The following is an 18,196-nucleotide window of genomic DNA, read 5'->3' as shown; positions in this document are numbered from 1 at the left end:
CCTGCCCCCCGGGCCCCCAGCCCGGGGGCGCGTGTCAGGTGAGGGCGGCGGACATCCGCCGTACCGCCTCGGCGAGCACCTCAGGCGAGGTGCCCAGGTTGAGCCGCACATGGCCCACCCCGCCCGTACCGAAGGGCAGTCCGGAGTTGAGGGCCACCCGGCCGCGGTCGAGGAAGACGGCGGCGGGGTCGTCCCCCAGGCCCAGGGCGCGGCAGTCGAGCCAGGCGAGGAAGGTCGCCGGGCCCGGCCGGTAGCGGACCCCGGGCAGGTCCCGGGCCAATAGCCCGGCGAGCAGCGCCCGGTTGTCGTCGAGCCCGCCCAGCAGGGCGTCCAGCCAGTCCCCGCCGTCGCGCAGCGCGGCGGTGTGGGCGATGACGCCGATGTGGCTGGGACCGTGGCCGACCTCTTCGGGCAGGCGCGCCAGGTCGTCGGCGGCCGCGGGACCGGCGATGGCCAGCGCGGCCTTGAGTCCCGCGAGGTTCCAGCCCTTGGAGGCCGACATCAGCGACAGCCCGCCCTCCGCGCCGGGCACGCTGAGATACGGAGTGAAGACGGTCCCCGGGGCGACCAGGGGAGCGTGGATCTCGTCGGCCACGACCCGTACGCCATGGCGGTCGGCGAGCGCGGCGACGGCGGCCAGTTCGTCGGCGGTGTGCACGGTTCCGGTCGGATTGTGCGGGCTGCACAGCAGATAGGCGGCCCGTCGGCCGCCCGCGACGGCACGCCGGAAGGCGTCCTCCAGCGCGTCGAGGTCGAGCCGCAGGTCCGTGCCGAGCGGCGCCTCCACGACCCGGCGGTCCATGTGCTCCACGAACGGGCAGAAGGGCGGATAGACCGGAGGGTTGACCACCACCGCGTCACCCGGGCCGCTGACCAGCTTGAGCATCTCGACGACGCCCAGCATCACATCGGGCACGATCGCCGTCCGTTCCACGGCGAGCCCGTCCCAGCCCCAGCGCTCCCGGGCGAAGCCCGCCAGCGCCTCGGCGTACGCCGTACCGGCCGGATAGCCGGTGTCGCCGAGGGCGATCGCGTCCGTGACCGCCCGCACCACCGGCTCGGCGAGGGGTACGTCCATCTCGGCCACCCACAGCGGCAGCACGTCGTCGGGGTAGGTGCGCCACTTCATGCTGGTCCGGAGCCGCAGTTGGTCGAGGGTGAGCCGGTTCAGCGGGTTGGGGTCGTCGTCGGCCGGGCGGTGTGGAGTGAGATCCATGTCATCCATGGTCCCCACATCGACTGTGTTGTCCATGTGCCCCACGTGCTCCATGCGCTCCGAGCTGTGACGATGGGCCAATCGCCGCTTCACGGTCATGGCCGGGCGGTCATCAGGAGGTTGACGGGATACGGCAAGATGGCAGGTCACGTCGAGGCCATGTGTATGTGCCGCGACGACATCGGCACATCCTCCCCACGAACAGGTGACCAGGTGAGCAGCAGACAGGACTCCGCTCCGGCGACGACGCGGGCCGCCGCCCCGAGGGCGGCGGGCGGCACTTCGGGAGGTGGGCGGTGAACCGGGCACTGACGCTGCACGACGTCCTCGTCGTGGGCGCCGCGCTCCTCGCCGCCGCGGCGGCCGGACTGCTGGCACGGATAGCGCTGCGCTGGCTGGGCGAGCGGGCCCGCCGGACCCGGTGGAGCGGGGACGACGTCATCGTCGCCACCCTGCGCACCCTGGCCCCCTGGGCGGCCATGTCCGTCGGCGTGTCGTCAGCGGCCGCGGCGCTGCCGCTGACCCGTACCGCCGGTCACACCGTCAACCAGCTGGTGATCGCGGCGCTGATCCTGGCGACCACGGTCACGGCGGCGCGGGTCGTCGCCGGTCTGGTGCAGACGCTGGCGCTGTCCCGGTCCGGGGTCGCGGGCACGGCCACCATCTTCGTCAACATCACCCGTATCGCGGTGCTGATGATGGGCGTGCTGATCCTGCTCCAGACGCTCGGCATCTCGATCGCGCCGCTGCTCACCGCGCTGGGCGTGGGCGGTCTGGCGGTCGCGCTGGCCCTTCAGGACACCCTGGCCAACCTGTTCGCGGGCGTGCACATCCTGGCGTCCAAGACGGTGCAGCCCGGGCACTACATCCGGCTCAGCAGCGGGGAGGAGGGGTACGTCGTGGACATCAACTGGCGTAACACCACGATCCGTCAGCTGTCCGACAACCTCGTCATCATCCCCAACGCCAAGCTGGCCGGCACCATCACCACCAACTACCACCAGCCGGGGCAGGAGATGTCGGTGATGGTGCAGGTGCGGGTCGGCTACCGCAGTGATCTCGAACATGTGGAGCGGGTGACGACCGAGGTGGGCGCGAAGGTGATGGCCGATGTCTCGGGCGGCGTGGTCGATTTCGAGCCGAGTATCCGCTTTCACACCTTCGGCGAGTCCGGCATCGACTTCTCGGTCTTCCTGGGGGCGCTGGAGTTCAGCGACCAGTACCTGATCAAGCACGAGTTCATGAAGCGGCTGCACCGGCGCTACCAGGCCGAGGGCATCGAGATCCCGCTGCCGATGCGTACCGTCGTCCTCCACCAGCCGGGCCAGGCGCCGCTGCCCGCCCAGCGCACCGGCGAGCCGGACCTGACCCCGGGCCCGGGGGTGGCCACGAGCCCGGGGAGCACAGGCTAGCCGCAGTGCTCGGCCTTCTCCTGGTCCGTCATGGGACGGGTGTGCTGGGTCTTGGTGCTGGGCGCGTCCGGCTTGGGGCCGGTCGCGTCGAACGGCACGTACCAGATGTAGTGGCCGTAGAACTTGTCCTCGAAGTGCAGTTCGTACGTGCCCTTCACGCGCTGCATCTGGGGCGCGCGGGTGACCCAGCCCACCTCACCGGGGCGGACGTCCACGTTGGTGGTGTCGGTCTCGGTGTGGGAGCTCTCCCAGGTGTGCCCGTACGACGTCTCGACGCTCACCTTGAAGACCTCCGAGAAGCCGTACTCGGCGCTGAGCGAGACCCCGAGGCTGTTGGTCTCCCCGGTCGTGTCGGCCCAGGCGATGCTGGAGCGCTGGAGGTCCTGGGTGCAGTTGTAGGCGCTGTCGCCGACCTGGTGCGACTCCCCCACGGTGTCCGTGGGCGCGCCCTCGGGGTGGAAGACGCAGGAGTCGGTGCCGTTGTCGCACTTGTCGAGCAGTTCGCGGTTGGTGGGGGTCTCCTCGGCCTGCGCGGGCGCGGCGAGGGCCATGCCGCCCACGGTGACCAGCGCCGCCAGTAAGGCGGCGCTACGGGTCCGGGACGTGCGGATACGACTCATGTCGAGTGCTTTCTGTGGGGGGAATTCCACGGTCCGTGCGGACCGCGGCGGAAGGGGGATCAGCTGAAGCCGATCGACTGGGTGCGGTCGTTCAGCGCCTGACCCACGTCGTCGGTGTTCTCGTCGAACGGACCGTCACGGTCGCCGCCGAGGTTCGGCTCCGGGTAGAGCCAGATGGCGCAGTTGCCCCACGGCTGTACCGAGGAGATGCGGTTCTTCCAGTCGTCGCCGAGGTCGAACTGCCAGTTGACCCAGCCGTCCTTCTCGCACAGCTCGGGTCCGGTCACGGTGAGCGAGGCGCCGGTGAAGCCCTTTTCGTCGAAGAACGTCCCCTGGATGACGTCCCCCTGCGCACCCACGTCGGCCTCCGCCGCCTCGGTCCGGAAGGACTTCGAGGCGGCGGCCGCCTGCGGGGTGGCGGGGGCGTCGGTGATCCGGCCGCCGGTGGCGCTCCCGACCGCCTCGGTGAACGTACCGAAGCAGTTCTGCTGCCCGGTGCGCGCGTCGACCACGCAGTGGCGCGCGGCCGAGGTCGCGTCGGGCGCGGCGGCCGAGGCGGTCTGCGCCCACGGGCCGCACAGCAGCCCGGTGACGGCGGCGACGGTGGCCCCGGCGAGCCGGCTGGGTGTCGTCCGTAATGCCATACGGACACCTCCTTGGTGTGATGGGCCCTCTCGGCCCGTACCCGGCGCGCCTGCTCGTTTTGGTCCGTACCAAACTGCGAAATTCCCTAGTAGTTGTTCCGGTGCGCGGGCGGCGCATCGGCATGCCGGGGGTCTGCGATGCTGGCGACCGTGACGTTCACGCCCACGACCCCGGAGCCCGTCACCCCCGACGCCCCGGCGGCCATATCCGATCCGCTGCTCACCCAGGGGTGGCTGGACCTCGCCTTCCTCCACTGGGCCGTGGACCCGTCGGAGGTGGCGGGGCTGCTCCCGGCCGGGACCGTGCCGGACCTCTTCGACGGGGCCACCTATGTGGGCCTGGTGGCGTTCCGGATGCATCGGGTGGGCTGGCTACGGCTGCCCGGGATCCCGTACTTCGGCACGTTTCCGGAGACCAATGTGCGGTTGTACACGGTGGACGCGCACGGGCGGCGCGGGGTGGCGTTCCGCTCGCTGGACGCCTCCCGGCTGGTGCCGGTGATCATGGGGCGGGGCCTCTTCCGGCTGCCCTACGTGTGGTCGAAGATGGCCGTCCGCGCCGAGGGCGACACCCTCACGTACACCAGCTCACGGCGGTGGCCGGGGCCGCGCGGGGCGCGCTGCCGGATCACCCTGCGGCCCGGGGAGCGCGTCGGGGAGCCGACGGCGCTGGAACACTTTCTGACCGCCCGGTGGGGCATGCACAACGCCTTCTTCGGCGGGGTGACGTATCTGCCGAACCATCACCCCCGGTGGCCGCTCCACCGGGCGCGGCTCGTCTCCTGCGAGGAGGACCTCGTCACGGCGGCCGGGCTGCCCGCCCCGGCCGGGGATCCCGTCAGCGTGTTGTACTCGCCGGGCGTTCCGGTCCGGCTCGGCCGTCCGGCCCGCCCGGCCGGGATCCCCACGCCCTGAGGCTCACGCCTGCGGCGGTTCCGGCCGCAGCGAGCTGGCGCGGACGATGAGGGTGGGCGACAGCGTGACGCGGCGCGGGCGCCGCTCCACGGGGGCGCGGAGCGATTCCAGCAGCAGCCGCGCCGAGCGCTCCCCCAGGGGGTGGGCGGGCTGGGCGACGACCGAGATGGGCGGCGTCATGTACGGCGCCCAGGGGGCGTCGTCGAAGGAGACGAAGCCGATGTCGGAGCCGACGCGCAGGCCCCGTTCGGCGAGCGCGGCCAGGGTGCCGAGCGCCATCGGGGCGTTGGCGACGAAGAACGCGTCGGGCGGATCGGCCCGGGCCAGCAGCTCACGGGCGGCGAGCATCGCACCGTCCTGCCGGAAGTCGGCGTGCGCGACGATCTCCGGCATGCCCTCGTGCTCCCGGACGGCCGCGCGGTAGCCGCGCAGCCGGGCCCGGGCGGTGTCGGCGGACGCCGGGCCGGTGATGCAGGCCGGGCGGGACCAGCCCTGCTCGATGAGATGGCGGGTGGCGTCCCGGGCGCCCACGAAGGAGGGCACCACAACGGCGTCGGTCTTCTCGCGCAGCGGGCGGTCGATCACCACGACCGGGATCCGGCTCTGCCGCAGCCGTGAGATGTCGGTGTCCCGGCCCTGCGGGGACAGCACGACCCCGGCCACCCGGGCCTGCTCGGCCACGGCGAGGTGGCGGCGCTCCTTCTCGGGGTCCTCGTCGGTGTTGCAGAGCAGGACCGTATAGCCCTCCGCCTCTGCGGCGTCCGTGACGCCGCGCGCGACCGCGGTGAAGAACGGGTTGCCGATGTCGGGGATGAGCAGCGCGATGACCTTGGTGGTGCGGGTGCGCAGGCTCCTGGCGATTCCGTTCGGCCGGTATCCCACCGCGTCGGCGGCCCGCATCACCCGCTCGACGATCTCCGGCGCGATGGTCGGATTGCCGTTGAGCGCCCGGGAAACGGAGGCCGGGGAAACCCCCGCCGCCTCGGCAACGGTTTTGATCGTCGGCGTCGGTGTCACCTCACCCACAGTAGCCACCTCCCGCCGCGGCATCACCACCGGAGCCGGACCCGGATCGCACCGGCGCCCGACCCTTGCCCGAGAAATCGATTTCTGAGAGCCTGCGGGCACTCGCGGCAGCCGTCGCGAGTGCCCGTCGACGACGCAGGGAATGGGTGGCGCCATGCCGTACACCGTGCCGGTCAGCACACCGAGGCCGACCGTGGAGCCCGCTACGGTCTGGCTGGTGGCCAGCGGCGATCTGCGCCCCTCCGCCAATGCCGCGGGGTGGCCGGTCCAGGAGGCGATGGAAGCAGCGCTGGGCGATGCCTTCGGGAAGCTCGGCTGGACGGTGCGCCGGGCGCACGAGGTGGATCCGGCCAAGGGCCATGGCTTCATCGACAGCCAGCGCATGGGGCTGACCGTCTTCCGCTCGATCCCCTCCGACGCGCCCCTGGTGGTCGCCGAGGCGGTGTGGCAGTACAGCCACCATGTGCTGGCCGGGCTGCGCACCCACCGCGGCCCCATCCTGACCGTGGCCAACTTCGACGGCACCTGGCCGGGCCTGGTGGGGCTGCTCGGGGTGAACGCGGGCCTGACCAAGATGGGCAAGGAGTACTCCACGCTGTGGAGCGTGGACTTCACCGACGACTGGTTCCTGGAGGGGCTGCGGAGCTGGGTGGACACCGGCACCGTCCCCCAGGACGCCTCGCACGTACGGCCGTTGCCGCCGCTTCCGGCCACGCCCGAACGCGAGCTGGGGCGTGCCGTCGCCGACCAGCTGATGGCGGACAAGGCCATTATCGGGGTCTTCGACGAGGGCTGCATGGGCATGTACAACGCCATCATCGACGACGAACTCCTCAACCCCCTCGGCATCTACAAGGAGCGCCTGTCGCAGAGCGCGCTGTTCGCCGAGATGTCCACGGTGCCGGAGGCGGAGACCACCGCGGTGCGCGCGTGGCTCACCGAGCGCGGCATGCGCTTCGAGACCGGTACGGACGAGGCCACCGAGCTGACCGACGAACAGCTGCGCCAGCAGTTCGCGATGTACATCGCCGCGCTGCGGATCAGCGACGACTTCGGTCTTGACGCGGTCGGCATCCAGTACCAGCAGGGCCTGAAGGACCTGGTGGCCGCGTCCGACCTCGCCGAGGGGCTGCTGAACAACGCCGAACGTCCCCCCGTGCGCAGCCGCGACGGCTCCCGGGTGCTGTGGGAGGACCGCCCCCTCCCCCACTTCAACGAGGTGGACGAAGGCGTGGCGGTGGACGCGCTGCTCAGCAACCGCATCTGGACGGCGATGGGCCTCGACCCGGCCACCACCCTGCACGACGTCCGCTGGGGCGAGAGTTACGACGGCCGGTTCGTCTGGGTCTTCGAGATCTCCGGCTCCATCCCGGCCTCCCACCTCGCCGGGGGCTACGCCGAGGCCGTCTCCCTGCGGCAGAACCCGGTGTACTTCCCGGCCGGTGGCGGCACCCTGTCCGGGGTGTCCCGGCCCGGCGAGATCGTCTGGTCCCGGCTGTACATCGCGGACGGCGCGCTGCATCTCGACCTCGGCCGGGGCCGGGCGGTGGAGCTGCCCGAGGAGGAGACGCGGCGGCGCCGCCAGGCCACCAACCCGGAGTGGCCGGTCATGCACGCGGTCCTCGACGGGGTGAGCCGCGACCAGTTCATGGCCCGTCACAAGGCCAACCACATCCAGGTGGTGTACGCGCCCGACGCCGCCACGGCCGACCGCGCGCTGGCCGTCAAGGCGGCGGCCTTCGAACGGCTCGGGGTGTCCGTGCACCTGTGCGGCGACGTGGCGATCGAGGCCGGGTGATGACGTCGCACAGCGCCACTTCTGCCCCGCGGCGCGCCGTGGTGGGCGTGGACATCGGGACCTCCAGCTCCAAGGGTGTGCTGGTGTCGACCGACGGCACGGTCCTCGCCCAGTCCGTCGTACGGCACTCCGTCGACCGGCCGCACCCGGGCTGGGTGGAGATGGACCCGGAGGTGTGGTGGCGGGAGTTCACCACCCTGGTGCGGGATCTGCTCGGGTCCGCCGAGGTGACCGTGGAGGCGGTCGGCGTCAGCGGGATGGGGCCGTGTGTCGCGGTCACGGACGACGCCGGTGTGCCGCTGCGCCCGGCCCTGCTGTACGGGATCGACACCCGCGCCACCGAGCAGATCGGCGAGCTGGAGGCCGAGCTGGGCCGCGAGGAGATCCTGCGCCGCTGCGGTTCGGTGCTCTCCACCCAGGCCGTCGGCCCCAAGCTCGCGTGGCTCGCGCGGCACGAGCCCGGTGTCTTCGCCCGCGCCCGGCGGCTGTTCATGCCCAGCTCATGGCTGGTGCACCGGCTCACCGGGGAGTACGTCCTGGACCACCACTCGGCCAGCCAGTGCACCCCGCTGTACGACACCGGCGCCCTCGACTGGTACCGCCCCTGGTCGGACGGGCTGGCCGGGCGGATCGAACTGCCCCGGCTCGCCTGGTCCGGGGACGTGGCGGGCCGGGTGTCGCCGCGGGCGGCGGAGGCGACGGGGCTGACGGCGGGCACCCCGGTGACGGTCGGCACCATCGACGCCTGGGCGGAGGCGGTCAGCGGCGACGCGCACAACGCCGGTGATCTGATGCTGATGTACGGCTCGACCATGTTCCTGATCAACACGGTCGAGGAGCGCGTCACCTTCCCCGCCCTGTGGGGCACCGTCGGGGCGCTCCCCGGCACCCGCAACCTGGCCGGTGGCATGGCGTCCTCGGGCGCCATCACCGACTGGCTGCGCTCGCTGTTCGGGGACCCGTCCGTCCCCGAGCTGCTGGCCGAGGCGGAGACCTCGGGCCCGGGGGCGCGCGGGCTGCTGATGCTGCCGTACTTCGACGGGGAACGCACTCCCGTCGCCGACCCCGCGGCCCGTGGCGTCCTCGCGGGCCTCACCCTCGCGCACACCCGCGGCGATCTCTACCGCGCCGCGCTGGAGGCCACCGGTTTCGGCGTCCGCCACAACGTGGAGGCGATCCGCGCCGCCGGTGGCCGCATCGACCGGGTGGTGGCCGTGGGCGGTGGCGCCCAGGGGCATCTGTGGACGCAGATCGTCTCCGACATCACCGGGCTGACCCAGGACGTCCCCACGCACACCATCGGCGCGAGCCTCGGTTCGGCGTTCCTCGCCGCGTCGGCCGTCGGGGACGCCTCGATCGCGCGGTGGAATCCGCCCGCCGCCCAGGTGCGCCCCGACCCGGCCACCACGGCGCGCTACGACGAGCTGTACGCGCGCTACCGCGGGCTGTACCCGGCGACCGCGGACATCGTCCACGGCCTCGCCACCGGCTGACTCAGCCCTCCGCCCGGGCCCGCGCCGCCCGGGCGTGGGCCCGCCGCCCGCGCCACGCCCGTGCCCGCAGCGCGGCCCGGGTGGCGCCGCGGACCAGGGCCGGGGGCCGCGGGGCACCGAAGGCGTCCCGCGCCGGGTCGTCGAGCAGGCTGTCCGCGGCCGCGCCCGCGAGCGGGCCGAGCACCCCGGGCACCCGGTCGGCCAGCATGCCGCGGGTGGCCTGCCACAGCTCCCGGCCCTCCGGGGTGGCGGCGAAGTGCGCACGTTCGTAGGCCCTCGTCCAGGTCTCGAACTCCCGCCAGGTCGCGGGCACTTCGGGTATGCCCAGGCGGTCGGCGAGGCCGAGGTAGAGGGTGTGCGAGGCGGTCCGCTCGGCGTCGGTGGGGGCGCGCCACGCATGGGCCGCGCACCAGCGCATCGGGGCGAGGTCGAAGCAGGCGAGGACATAGCGGAAGGCGTCGTCGCCGATGGCGAACGGGGCGTGCAGCTTGCCCAGCGCCGCGATGGTCTCGGCGCCCTGCTCGCTGTCCAGCCCGTGCTCGAAGAGCCCGTACATCATCGCGCCGGTGGCCTTGGCGCGGACCCGGGTGTGCTGGGTCATCCGGCCCGTGGAGACGAGCACCCGGGCGATCCCGGGGACCGCGAACGTACGGCAGAAGCCCAGGTTGAACCCCATCTTGAGGTCCCGGGCGAAGGTGTCGTACGCCATCCGCCGGTAGGTCTCCTCGGCCTCGTGCAACGCGCTCACCGGGGCGGCTCCCCGGAGAGCTTTCCCGGGGCGGGGTCGGGGGCGTTCTCCTCGGCCCAGATGCCGCGGACGTGGCCGAGGTGGCGGCGCATCAGGACCTCGGCGCCGTCCGCGTCGCCCGCCTCGATGAGGTCGAGGAGTTCGGCGTGTTCGTGGGAGGAGTCGAACAGGGCGCTGCCCTCGGTCAGCGTGCGCAGCCCGTAGAGCCGGGAGCTGGTGCGCAGCGAGCGCACGGTCTCCACCAGCCTGCTGTTCCCGGCCTGTGCCAGCAGGGTGAGGTGGAATTCCATGTCGATGGTGACGTGGGCGATGAAGTCGCGGCGGTGCGCGGCGTCCTCGATGCCCGCCGCCAGCGGCCGCAGCCGCGCGATGACCTCGGGGGCGACGCCCGCCTCGGTGATCTGCCGGATCACCGGGATCTCGATGAGCGCGCGCAGGTGGGTGATGTCGTCCAGCTCGGCCGCGGAGAGGTGGGTGACCCGGAAGCCCTTGTTGCGGGCGGTCTCGACCAGCCCCTCCTTGGAGAGGTCGAGCATGGCCTCGCGCACCGGTGTCGCGGACACCCCGAAGTGTTCGGCCAGGCTCGGGGCGGAGTACACGACGCCGGGCTTCAGTTCGCCCGATATCACCGCGCCGCGGAGGGTTTCGGCGATCTCCTCGCGAAGGCTGCGGCGGCCGCGGAGCGAGGGCAGGCGCGCGGTGGCCCCGTCGTCCACGGTCATGCGGTCGGTCTCCTTCATCTGTCGCCCTCGCCGGGTGCGGCGGCCTCATGGACGGTACCGGCGATCACGAGATCTTCCCATGCCATGCCCACGCTCTTGAACAGCCGGGGGCGCCCCGGGACCACGGCCGGGCCGCCCGGCGTGGCGCGCACCAGGTCGGCGAGGGGCAGCAGTTGGGCGGGGTCGAGCAGGCCGCGGTCGATGACCTGGATGAGGTCGCCCGCCTCCCGGGTGGCGGCGGCGCGGGACTCGACCACCACGGTGGCGTGGCGGGCGGTGTGGTCGTCGACCTCCCTGGCGCCGGGTTCGTGCGATCCCACGGCCAGCACGGTGGCGTGCGGGGGCAGCAGGGTCCCGTCGAACAGCGGGGTGCGGGCCGTGGTGCAGCAGGCGATCAGATCGGCGTCCGCGACCGCGTCCGGCTCCCCGGCCACGACGCGGACCCCGGCGGTCTCCGGGAAGCCCGCGGCCAGGTGGCGTGCCCGCTCCGGGCTGCGGCCGACGACGGTGACCTCGGTGAGGGGGCGGATCGCGCGCAGCGCGGCCAGGTGGCTGCGGGCCTGCGGGCCGCCGCCGAAGAGCACCAGCCGGGACGCGTCGGGTGGGGCGAGCAGGTCCGCGGCCGCGGCGGACACCGCGGCGGTGCGGAGGTTGGTGAGCGCGACCCCGTCCAGCAGGGCGAGCGGGGTGAGGGTTTCGGCGTCCAGCAGCAGATACTGCCCCTGGATGCGGGGAAGTCCGCGCGCCGGATTGTCCGGTGCGACGGTGGCCACCTTGACGCCCGCGTAGGCGCGTCCCCGGGAGCTACGGCCCTCGGCGGGCATCAGCAGCAGCTGGCCGTGGTCCACCGGCACCACGGTGCGGGGTGGGTCGGCCTCGGGGTCGAGCCCGTCCCGCAGCGCCTGCTGGAGGGCCCGTATCGCGGTGCGCATCGGCACGGCGGCGGCGACCGAGGCCGCGTCGATGATCTTCATGGTCGGCTCTTCACAGCTCGAAGCCTTCGGGGAACGGGTCGTCGGGGTCGCGCAGATACTGGGCGGTGCCGGTGATCCAGGCGCGCCCGGTGACGGTGGGCACCACCGCGGGCAGTCCGCCGACCGTGGTCTCCTCGACCAGTCGGCCGGTGAAGTGGGTGCCGATGAACGACTCGTTGCGGAAGTCGGTGTGCAGCGGCAGCAGTCCGCGGGTGTGCAGCTGGGCCATGCGGGCGCTGGTGCCGGTGCCGCAGGGCGAGCGGTCGAACATGCCCGGGTGGATGGCCATGGCGTGCCGGGAGCGCCGGGCGTCCGATCCGGGGGCGGCCAGATACACATGGTGGCAGCCGCTGATCTCGGGGTTGTCGGGGTGGACCGGGCGCGCCTGGTCGTTGATGGCGGCCATGATGGCGAGCCCGGCGTCCATGATGCGGTTCTTGTGCGCCCGCTCGAAGGGGATCCCGAGGTGCTCCAGGTCGACGATGGCGTAGAAGTTGCCGCCGAAGGCCATGTCGTAGCCGACGTCGCCGAAGGCCGCGGTCTTCACGGTGCGGTCCAGGGCGAGCGCGAACGAGGGCACGTTGCGCAGCGTCACCCCGCGGGCCGCGCCCCGCTCGACGGCCACGTCCACCACGACCAGCCCGGCGGGGGTGTCCAGCCGGATGGTGGTGACCGGCTCCTCGACCGCCACCATGCCGGTTTCCACCAGGACGGTGGCGACGCCGATGGTGCCGTGTCCGCACATCGGCAGACAGCCGGAGGTCTCGATGAAGAGCACGCCCCAGTCGGCGTCGGGGCGGGTCGGCGGCTGGAGGATGGCCCCGCTCATCGCCGAGTGGCCGCGCGGCTCGTTCATGAGGAACCGGCGGATGTGGTCGAGGTGTGCCATGAAGTACCGGCGCCGGTCGAACATGGTGGCGCCGGGAATCACCCCGGCGCCGCCGGTGATGACGCGGGTCGGCATCCCTTCGGTGTGCGAGTCGACGGCGTGGAAGACCCGGTCGCTGCGCATGGGTTCAGACGAGCCCTTCCGCGAGGGCCTTCTCGGTGGCCTTGCGCACCGTGTCGGCGTGTTCGGCGGTGAGCGGTACGCGCGGGTGCCGGCAGGGTCCGCCGTAGCGCCCGGCGATGTCCATGCTGAACTTGATCGCCTGGACGAACTCGGTCCTGGCGTCCCAGCGCAGCAGCGGGTGCAGGGTGCGGTAGAGCGGCAGCGCCAGGTTGAGGTCGCCCGCGGCGGCGGCCCGCCACAGCTCGGCGCAGGCGCGCGGGAAGGCGTTGGGGTAGCCGGCGATCCAGCCGGGCGACCCGGCCACGGCCAGTTCCAGCGCCACGTCGTCGCTGCCGCACAACACGTCGAGCCCCGGGGCCAGTTCATGGATCCGGTAGCTTCGGCGGACGTCGCCGGTGAACTCCTTCACCGCCACGATCAGCCCCTCGTGGTACAGCTCCGCCAGCAGCTCGGGCACCAGGTCGACCTTGGTGTCGATGGGGTTGTTGTACGCCACCACGGGCAGCCCGGCCCGGGCCACCTCCCGGTAGTGGGCCAGCACCGCGCGTTCGTCGGCGCGGTAGGCGTTGGGCGGCAGCAGCATCACGGCCGGGGCGCCCGCCTCGGCCGCCTGCTCGGCCCAGCGCCGGGCCTCGTCCGCGCCGTAGGCCGCCACGCCGGGCATCACGGTGAAGCCCTCGGGGGCGGCCCCGACGGCGGTGGTGACCACGCGGGCCCGCTCCTCGGCGGTCAGGGTCTGGTACTCGCCGAGCGAGCCGTTGGGGACGACACCGTGACAGCCGTTCTCCGCGAGCCAGGTGAGGTGTTCGGCGTAGCCGTCGAAGTCGACCGCGAACCGGCCGGTCGGGTCCTCGCGCAGCGGCAACGCCGTCGCGACGAGCACCCCGTGCCATGGCTCGGCCTGTGCGTTCATGCGCCCTCCTCGTCGTGATGTGACACGGTCGCGTTCCTCAGCAGTCCGAGCGGCACCGGCTGGGCGACGGGTCGGCTCGCCAGCCCGCGCAGGTCGTCCTCGGTGACGTCGCGTCCGGCGTGGGCGGCGGTCAGGGCGGCGGTGGCATAGCCGCACACCCGCCCCTGGCACAGGCCCATCCCGGGGCGCGCGCACAGCTTCACCGCCCGGGGATCGGTGGCCCCCAGCTCCTCCACCACCTGGCGGATGGCACCGGCGGTCACCTCCTCGCAGCGGCAGACGACGGTGTCCTCGGTCAGCCACTCCCGCCAGCCGGGCCGCACCGGATACGCCGCGTGCAGCGCGGCGGCGAAGCCGCGCCGGGCGGCCCGGAGCCGCACCAGCCGGGCGATCCTGCGCGGGTCGGGGCGGGCGCCGGTGGTGGCGTACGCCGCGTGCAGCCCGGCCAGCTCCCCTTCGGTGCAGGCGAGTTGGGCTCCGCCGACCCCGCAGGCCTCACCCGCCACATAGACACCGGGCACGGTGGAGCGCTGCCGGGTGTCCACGCGGGCGGTCAGGCTGCCGTCGGCGTCCCGGTGCATCGCGCAGCCGAGCTGGAGCGGAAGCTCGGTCTGCGGGGTGAAGCCGTACCCCACGGCCACCGTGTCGCACTCCAGCCGCCGCCGGGTGCCGGGCACGATCCGCCACCGGTCGTCGAGCCGCGCCACCACCGCCCCGGTGACGCTGTCCGTCCCCTCGGCGCGGACCACCGTGGTGCGGGTGCGGTACGGGATCCGGTGGCGCCGCAGCGTCCGCAGATAGTGGGTGGCCTCACCGAGTTTGGCGGCGGCGCGGAGGGTGGTGAGCGGGTGGCGGGCGAAGGCGGTGGGCCGTCCGGCCTCGAAGACGCCGAGGACCGTGGCCCCCGCCTCGGCCAGGCCCGCAGCCACCGGCAGCAGGAAGGGCCCGGTCCCGGCGACGACGACGCGCCGACCCGCGACGACGCCGTGCCCCTTGAGCAGGGCCTGCACCCCACCGGCGGTGTAGACGCCGGGCAGGGTCCAGCCGGGGAAGGGCAGTTGGCGGTCGTAGGCGCCGGTGGCCACGACGACGGTACGGCTGACCACCTCGCGGGACACACCGTCGCTCAGGGCGTGGGTGGCGAAGCCGTCGGCGGTGCGCTCCACGTGCCAGATGGTGTGGCCGGGCAGGTGGTCGAGCCGGGCGTGATACGTCTCCAGAGCCATGCGCAGCCGCTCGAAGGCGGGCCAGTCGCGGTGCGCGGCGCCGTCGTCGGCGGGGCGGTGGCGCCAGTACTGGCCACCGGGGCGGGGGCCTGCGTCCAGCAGCGCGACCCGGGCGCCGTGGGCCGCCGCGGCGGTGGCAGCGGACAGCCCGGCGGGCCCGGCGCCGAGCACCGCGATGTCGTACGGGACGCCCGCAGGCCGAGCGGGTTCAGCAGTCTCAGCAGGCGAGGTGGGCACGGCCCGCTCCCTCCTGGGTCTCCACCACGTCCCCCGGGGCGGCCTCGACCAGGCACGCGCGGTGGTTCGGGCGCCCGTTGACGGTCACCAGGCAGTCGAAGCACACGCCGATGCCGCAGAACATCCCGCGCGGGCGGCCGCCTTCGCGGGTGCGGCGCCAGGAGCGCTGCCCGTCGGCGATGAGCGCGGCCGCGATGCTCTGGCCGGGCTCGGCCGCGATGGTCCGGCCGTCGAAGCGGAAGGTGAAGGGGGTCCGGTTCATGCGGCGGCCTCCGCGAATCGCTGCGGGCGAAACGGGGTGAGGGGCAGATCCGGTGCCCGGTCGGTGAGCAGCTGGGCGACCAGATGGCCGGTGGCGGGGGCCAGGCCGATCCCGGCGCCCTCGTGGCCGCAGGCGTGGACGAGGCCCGGGGCCCGGGGGTCGGTCCCGATCACCGGCAGATGGTCGGGGCAGTAGGGGCGGAAGCCCAGGTAGCTGCGGAGCAGCGCCACGTCGGAGAGGAACGGGAAAAGGCCGATGGCCTGGTCCGCCAGCTTCCGCAGCACGGGCAGCGCCACCGTGCGGTCGAAGCCCACGCGCTCCCGGCTGGCGCCGATCAGGACGGTGCCCGCCCGGGTGCCCTCGACCACCACCGAGGTCTCCAGACCGGCGTCGTCGCTGGCGACGTTGGCCACGTACTCGGCGGTGTACACCTTGTGCCGTACGACGCGCGGCAGCGGCTCGGTGACCAGGATGAACCCCTTGCGGGGTAACACCGGCACCGGCGCCCCGGCGAGGTCGGCGAGCTGCCCGGCCCAGGTGCCCGCGGCGTTGACGACCCATCGGGCGGGCAGGGCGGACAGGGTGGCCGAGTCGGTGCGCACGCCGGTGACGGCGCCCTGCCGGTCCCGGAGGAAGCCGGTCACGTTCACCCCGGTGTGGACGGTCGCGCCCCGGGCGCGGGCGTGGCGCAGCAGGTGTGCGGCGGCCAGCACGGGCTGGACCTGCGCGTCCTGTGGGTAGTGGGCACCGCCCGCCACCTCCCGGGTCAGGTTGGGCTCCAGCTCGGCCAGTTCGTCCGCGCGGACGTCCACGGCCTCGACCCCGGCCGCGCGCTGCTCGGCGGTGAGCCTCCGCAGCCCGCGGGCGGTGGCATCCGAACCGGCCACCACCACACCGCCCTTGGCGTGGTACTCCACGGCGTCGGCGCCGAGATCGTCCCGGATTTCCCGCCACAGCCTGGAGGACAGCAGCGCCAGATCCAGTTCGGGCCCGGTCTCCTTGTCGGACACCAGGATGTTGCCCTCGCACGCACCGGTGGTTCCGCCACCGATCGCGCCGCGCTCCACCACGCTCACGCGCAACCCCGCTGACGTGCAGTAATACGCGCAGGCCGCGCCGATGATGCCCGCGCCGATGACGAGCACATCCGGGGGGCGGGGAATGCCGGGTCGGGAACTCGTACCGGTCATGGTCGGTAGCATGTCATATTGCACTATCCCTGGCCAGGGTGCGACGACGGACGATGGCTACAATTCGCCGCCACGGCACATGTCGAGAGAGGAGTGCGCGTGGCTACGGGGGGATGGCAGCCGCCGAACAATCCTGGACAGGGAGGCGGGCCGTACGGGCCGCCTCCCGCACCCGATCCATACGGGCCGCCGCCGCAGAATCCGTACTACGGCCCGCCACCGCCGAACCCCTACGGTCCGCCACCACCGGCCCCGTACGGTATGCCTCCGCAGCCGCCCCGCCCGTATCCGCCGGCCCCGGTGCGCCGCCGTCGGTGGTGGCTGCTCTCGCCGCTCATCCCGCTGGTCCGTTCGGCGAACCGCGTGGCGAAGCGGCTGTTCGACCAGGAGGGGGGCGGGCGGGTCCGGGACCACCTCGTCGACCAGGTCCAGCTCACCCGCTCCGTTCTCGGTATCGTCGCGAGCCTGGCGCTCATCTACATGTACGGGGCGGACGGCGGCTGGAGCGGTGCGGCGAGCGACGGTGCCGCCAATCTCTTCGCGACCCCGCTCCTGCTCCTGCTCACCGGCCCGTTGGTCGTGTTCGGCTTCATCCTCTACGCGCCCCCGCACCGGCGACCGGAGCTGCGCTCCCGGTTGAGCGGCCCGCTCAAGACAGTGGGCTGGTATGTGCTGATCCTGGCGGCCTTCGGTGCCTTCATCTATGTGGTGGGCCAGACGACGCTGCTGCACGGGCTGCACGGCGTGATGCTGTTCGTGGTCGGCCTGCCGCTGATGGTGGGGCTGCCGTGGACGCTGGTGTTCCTCGTCCTGTCCTCCGCGTACGTCGCGCGCAGCGCCTTCAACACCGCCTATGTGCACGCCGCGCTGCCACCCGTGCTCACCGCGGTGCTGGTGTGGCTGATCGCGGGCTTCAACCTGCTGTCGGACGGGCTGCCCCACGGGCCGTTGCCCGCCCAGCTGGCCGCAGCGTTCGGCGGTCCGCTGTCGGTGACCGCGCTGTCGCTGTGGGAGCTGCGGCGGCTGCGTACCCACCACGGGGTGACCATTCGCGGCTGAACCGCCGTCAGGGCAGGAAGCGTCAGGCGGGTTCCGGCGGCCAGACGCCCGGGGCCAGCACGCCGAGCACGTACGCCCGGGCCACCAGCTCCGCGCGGTTGCCGACGCCCCAGCGGCGGGAGAGCCGGGTGAGGTGGTAGTTGACGCCGTCCACCGTGAGCCCGGTCTGCCGGGCCATCTGGGCGGTGGTGTGGCCGCCCGCCGCGAGCGCGAGGATCCGGACCTCGATGGGGGCGGCCCGTTCCGCCTCCTCGGGGGCCGGGTCCGCCGCGCCACCGCCCCGCGGCCGGGGTTCCTCGCCGAGCACCCGCAGCAGCACCAGCAGCCACATCGGGCTGTCGGTGTCGCTCACGGTGTCCGCGGTCAGTTCGCCGTACCGCCGCGCCCCGTCCGGCGACTGCCACCGCACCTCCATCGGATAGCGGGAGCGGCGGCCGAGCCGGACCGCCTCGACGATGCGGTGCACCTGGGCGGCCGCGTTGGGGTGGAACAGCTCCAGGACGTTGCGCCCCGACAGTTGCCCGGGGGCGGTGCCCCATTCGGCCGCCATCGCCGGATTGGCCATCAGGACCTCGCCGTCCGTGCGGCACACCGCGCACGGCACCGGGACCCGGTCGAAGAGCAGCAGCGAGCGGTTGCGCCAGACGACCCAGTCCTCGCCGCCGAGGATCTTCCTGGCCTCTTCCGGCACCTCGGGCTCGTCCATGCCGGACCTCGCTCTCGTACGTC

Annotated in this window: 18 protein-coding genes; 5 read left to right on the top strand and 13 right to left on the bottom strand. The window is 73.2% G+C overall.

The window, feature by feature from the left end; translation table 11 throughout:
• Positions 1–34 precede the first annotated feature (34 nt).
• Positions 35–1,216 (bottom strand): MalY/PatB family protein, encoded by a 1,182-nt coding sequence (locus tag LCH29_RS03190; RefSeq protein WP_446460125.1) that lies wholly within the window; start codon positions 1,214–1,216, stop codon positions 35–37.
• Positions 1,217–1,512: 296 nt separating this feature from the next.
• On the opposite strand from LCH29_RS03190, the gene LCH29_RS03185 reads away from it, so the two are divergent.
• Positions 1,513–2,628 (top strand): mechanosensitive ion channel family protein, encoded by a 1,116-nt coding sequence (locus LCH29_RS03185; RefSeq protein ID WP_446460124.1) that lies wholly within the window; start codon positions 1,513–1,515, stop codon positions 2,626–2,628.
• Here LCH29_RS03185 and LCH29_RS03180 read toward each other — a convergent pair.
• Both LCH29_RS03180 and LCH29_RS03175 read right to left on the bottom strand, forming a co-directional pair.
• A complete protein-coding gene (locus tag LCH29_RS03180; RefSeq protein WP_446460123.1) occupies positions 2,625–3,248 on the bottom strand; it encodes a hypothetical protein in 624 nt (207 codons plus the stop codon). The genes LCH29_RS03185 and LCH29_RS03180 overlap by 4 nt on opposite strands.
• A gap of 59 nt (positions 3,249–3,307) precedes the next feature.
• The gene (locus LCH29_RS03175) at positions 3,308–3,892 is read right to left on the bottom strand and encodes a hypothetical protein (protein WP_446460122.1); all 585 of its coding nucleotides are present in this window, start codon (positions 3,890–3,892) and stop codon (positions 3,308–3,310) included.
• A 138-nt stretch (positions 3,893–4,030) separates the two neighbouring features.
• On the opposite strand from LCH29_RS03175, the gene LCH29_RS03170 reads away from it, so the two are divergent.
• Positions 4,031–4,807 (top strand): YqjF family protein, encoded by a 777-nt coding sequence (locus LCH29_RS03170; protein WP_446460121.1) that lies wholly within the window; start codon positions 4,031–4,033, stop codon positions 4,805–4,807.
• 3 nt (positions 4,808–4,810) lie between these two features.
• On the opposite strand, the gene LCH29_RS03165 is transcribed toward LCH29_RS03170, so the two are convergent.
• On the bottom strand, positions 4,811–5,824 hold the full coding sequence (locus tag LCH29_RS03165) for a LacI family DNA-binding transcriptional regulator (RefSeq protein WP_446460120.1): 1,014 nt from the start codon (positions 5,822–5,824) through the stop codon (positions 4,811–4,813).
• A 163-nt stretch (positions 5,825–5,987) separates the two neighbouring features.
• Between LCH29_RS03165 and LCH29_RS03160 the strand changes: the two genes are divergently transcribed.
• Both LCH29_RS03160 and LCH29_RS03155 read left to right on the top strand, forming a co-directional pair.
• Positions 5,988–7,631 (top strand): fucose isomerase, encoded by a 1,644-nt coding sequence (locus LCH29_RS03160; protein ID WP_446460119.1) that lies wholly within the window; start codon positions 5,988–5,990, stop codon positions 7,629–7,631.
• Entirely contained in the window at positions 7,631–9,124 is a 1,494-nt protein-coding gene (locus LCH29_RS03155; RefSeq protein ID WP_446460118.1) for an FGGY-family carbohydrate kinase, read from the top strand. The genes LCH29_RS03160 and LCH29_RS03155 overlap by 1 nt, the downstream gene beginning before the upstream one ends.
• A gap of 1 nt (position 9,125) precedes the next feature.
• Here LCH29_RS03155 and LCH29_RS03150 read toward each other — a convergent pair whose 3' ends face one another.
• Genes LCH29_RS03150 through LCH29_RS03115 form a run of 8 tightly spaced genes read right to left on the bottom strand, consistent with a single transcriptional unit; the run spans position 9,126 to position 16,408 of the window.
• Positions 9,126–9,872 carry an oxygenase MpaB family protein gene (locus LCH29_RS03150; protein WP_446460117.1) on the bottom strand — a complete coding sequence of 249 codons (747 nt, stop codon included), beginning with the start codon at positions 9,870–9,872 and terminating at the stop codon, positions 9,126–9,128.
• Positions 9,869–10,594, bottom strand: a complete 726-nt coding sequence (locus LCH29_RS03145) for a GntR family transcriptional regulator (RefSeq protein ID WP_446460116.1) — start codon at positions 10,592–10,594, stop codon at positions 9,869–9,871. The genes LCH29_RS03150 and LCH29_RS03145 overlap by 4 nt, the downstream gene beginning before the upstream one ends.
• Before the next feature lie 14 nt (positions 10,595–10,608).
• The gene (locus LCH29_RS03140) at positions 10,609–11,568 is read right to left on the bottom strand and encodes an ornithine cyclodeaminase family protein (protein ID WP_446460115.1); all 960 of its coding nucleotides are present in this window, start codon (positions 11,566–11,568) and stop codon (positions 10,609–10,611) included.
• A gap of 10 nt (positions 11,569–11,578) precedes the next feature.
• Positions 11,579–12,580: a proline racemase family protein gene (locus LCH29_RS03135; protein ID WP_446460114.1), complete on the bottom strand. Its 1,002-nt coding sequence runs from the start codon at positions 12,578–12,580 to the stop codon at positions 11,579–11,581.
• Between the two features lie 4 nt (positions 12,581–12,584).
• A complete protein-coding gene (locus tag LCH29_RS03130; protein ID WP_446460113.1) occupies positions 12,585–13,493 on the bottom strand; it encodes a dihydrodipicolinate synthase family protein in 909 nt (302 codons plus the stop codon).
• Entirely contained in the window at positions 13,490–14,956 is a 1,467-nt protein-coding gene (locus tag LCH29_RS03125) for an FAD-dependent oxidoreductase (protein ID WP_446460112.1), read from the bottom strand. Before LCH29_RS03125 ends, LCH29_RS03130 begins: the two co-directional genes overlap by 4 nt.
• Positions 14,937–15,218 carry a (2Fe-2S)-binding protein gene (locus LCH29_RS03120; protein ID WP_446460111.1) on the bottom strand — a complete coding sequence of 94 codons (282 nt, stop codon included), beginning with the start codon at positions 15,216–15,218 and terminating at the stop codon, positions 14,937–14,939. Before LCH29_RS03120 ends, LCH29_RS03125 begins: the two co-directional genes overlap by 20 nt.
• The gene (locus LCH29_RS03115; RefSeq protein WP_446460110.1) at positions 15,215–16,408 is read right to left on the bottom strand and encodes an NAD(P)/FAD-dependent oxidoreductase; all 1,194 of its coding nucleotides are present in this window, start codon (positions 16,406–16,408) and stop codon (positions 15,215–15,217) included. Before LCH29_RS03115 ends, LCH29_RS03120 begins: the two co-directional genes overlap by 4 nt.
• Positions 16,409–16,708: 300 nt before the next feature.
• Here LCH29_RS03115 and LCH29_RS03110 point away from each other — a divergent pair, with 300 nt between their 5' ends.
• Positions 16,709–17,467: a hypothetical protein gene (locus tag LCH29_RS03110; RefSeq protein ID WP_446460109.1), complete on the top strand. Its 759-nt coding sequence runs from the start codon at positions 16,709–16,711 to the stop codon at positions 17,465–17,467.
• A gap of 22 nt (positions 17,468–17,489) precedes the next feature.
• On the opposite strand, the gene LCH29_RS03105 is transcribed toward LCH29_RS03110, so the two are convergent.
• On the bottom strand, positions 17,490–18,173 hold the full coding sequence (locus LCH29_RS03105; RefSeq protein WP_446460108.1) for a PAS domain S-box protein: 684 nt from the start codon (positions 18,171–18,173) through the stop codon (positions 17,490–17,492).
• Positions 18,174–18,196: the final 23 nt, after the last annotated feature.

This window comes from Streptomyces sp. BRA346 (genome assembly GCF_052851135.1).
This window is presented reverse-complemented; position numbering and strand designations above follow the sequence as displayed.

Excerpts from the sequence above, each read along its gene's own strand:
- LCH29_RS03190 (WP_446460125.1), bottom strand. The coding sequence starts at position 1,216 with ATGGATCTCACTCCACACCGCCCGGCCGACGACGACCCCAACCCGCTG.
- LCH29_RS03180 (WP_446460123.1), bottom strand. The coding sequence starts at position 3,248 with ATGAGTCGTATCCGCACGTCCCGGACCCGTAGCGCCGCCTTACTGGCG.
- LCH29_RS03175 (WP_446460122.1), bottom strand. The coding sequence starts at position 3,892 with ATGGCATTACGGACGACACCCAGCCGGCTCGCCGGGGCCACCGTCGCC.
- LCH29_RS03170 (WP_446460121.1), top strand. The coding sequence starts at position 4,031 with ATGCTGGCGACCGTGACGTTCACGCCCACGACCCCGGAGCCCGTCACC.
- LCH29_RS03160 (WP_446460119.1), top strand. The coding sequence starts at position 5,988 with ATGCCGTACACCGTGCCGGTCAGCACACCGAGGCCGACCGTGGAGCCC.
- LCH29_RS03155 (WP_446460118.1), top strand. The coding sequence starts at position 7,631 with ATGACGTCGCACAGCGCCACTTCTGCCCCGCGGCGCGCCGTGGTGGGC.
- LCH29_RS03145 (WP_446460116.1), bottom strand. The coding sequence starts at position 10,594 with ATGACCGTGGACGACGGGGCCACCGCGCGCCTGCCCTCGCTCCGCGGC.
- LCH29_RS03140 (WP_446460115.1), bottom strand. The coding sequence starts at position 11,568 with ATGAAGATCATCGACGCGGCCTCGGTCGCCGCCGCCGTGCCGATGCGC.
- LCH29_RS03135 (WP_446460114.1), bottom strand. The coding sequence starts at position 12,580 with ATGCGCAGCGACCGGGTCTTCCACGCCGTCGACTCGCACACCGAAGGG.
- LCH29_RS03130 (WP_446460113.1), bottom strand. The coding sequence starts at position 13,493 with ATGAACGCACAGGCCGAGCCATGGCACGGGGTGCTCGTCGCGACGGCG.
- LCH29_RS03120 (WP_446460111.1), bottom strand. The coding sequence starts at position 15,218 with ATGAACCGGACCCCCTTCACCTTCCGCTTCGACGGCCGGACCATCGCG.
- LCH29_RS03115 (WP_446460110.1), bottom strand. The coding sequence starts at position 16,408 with ATGACCGGTACGAGTTCCCGACCCGGCATTCCCCGCCCCCCGGATGTG.
- LCH29_RS03105 (WP_446460108.1), bottom strand. The coding sequence starts at position 18,173 with ATGGACGAGCCCGAGGTGCCGGAAGAGGCCAGGAAGATCCTCGGCGGC.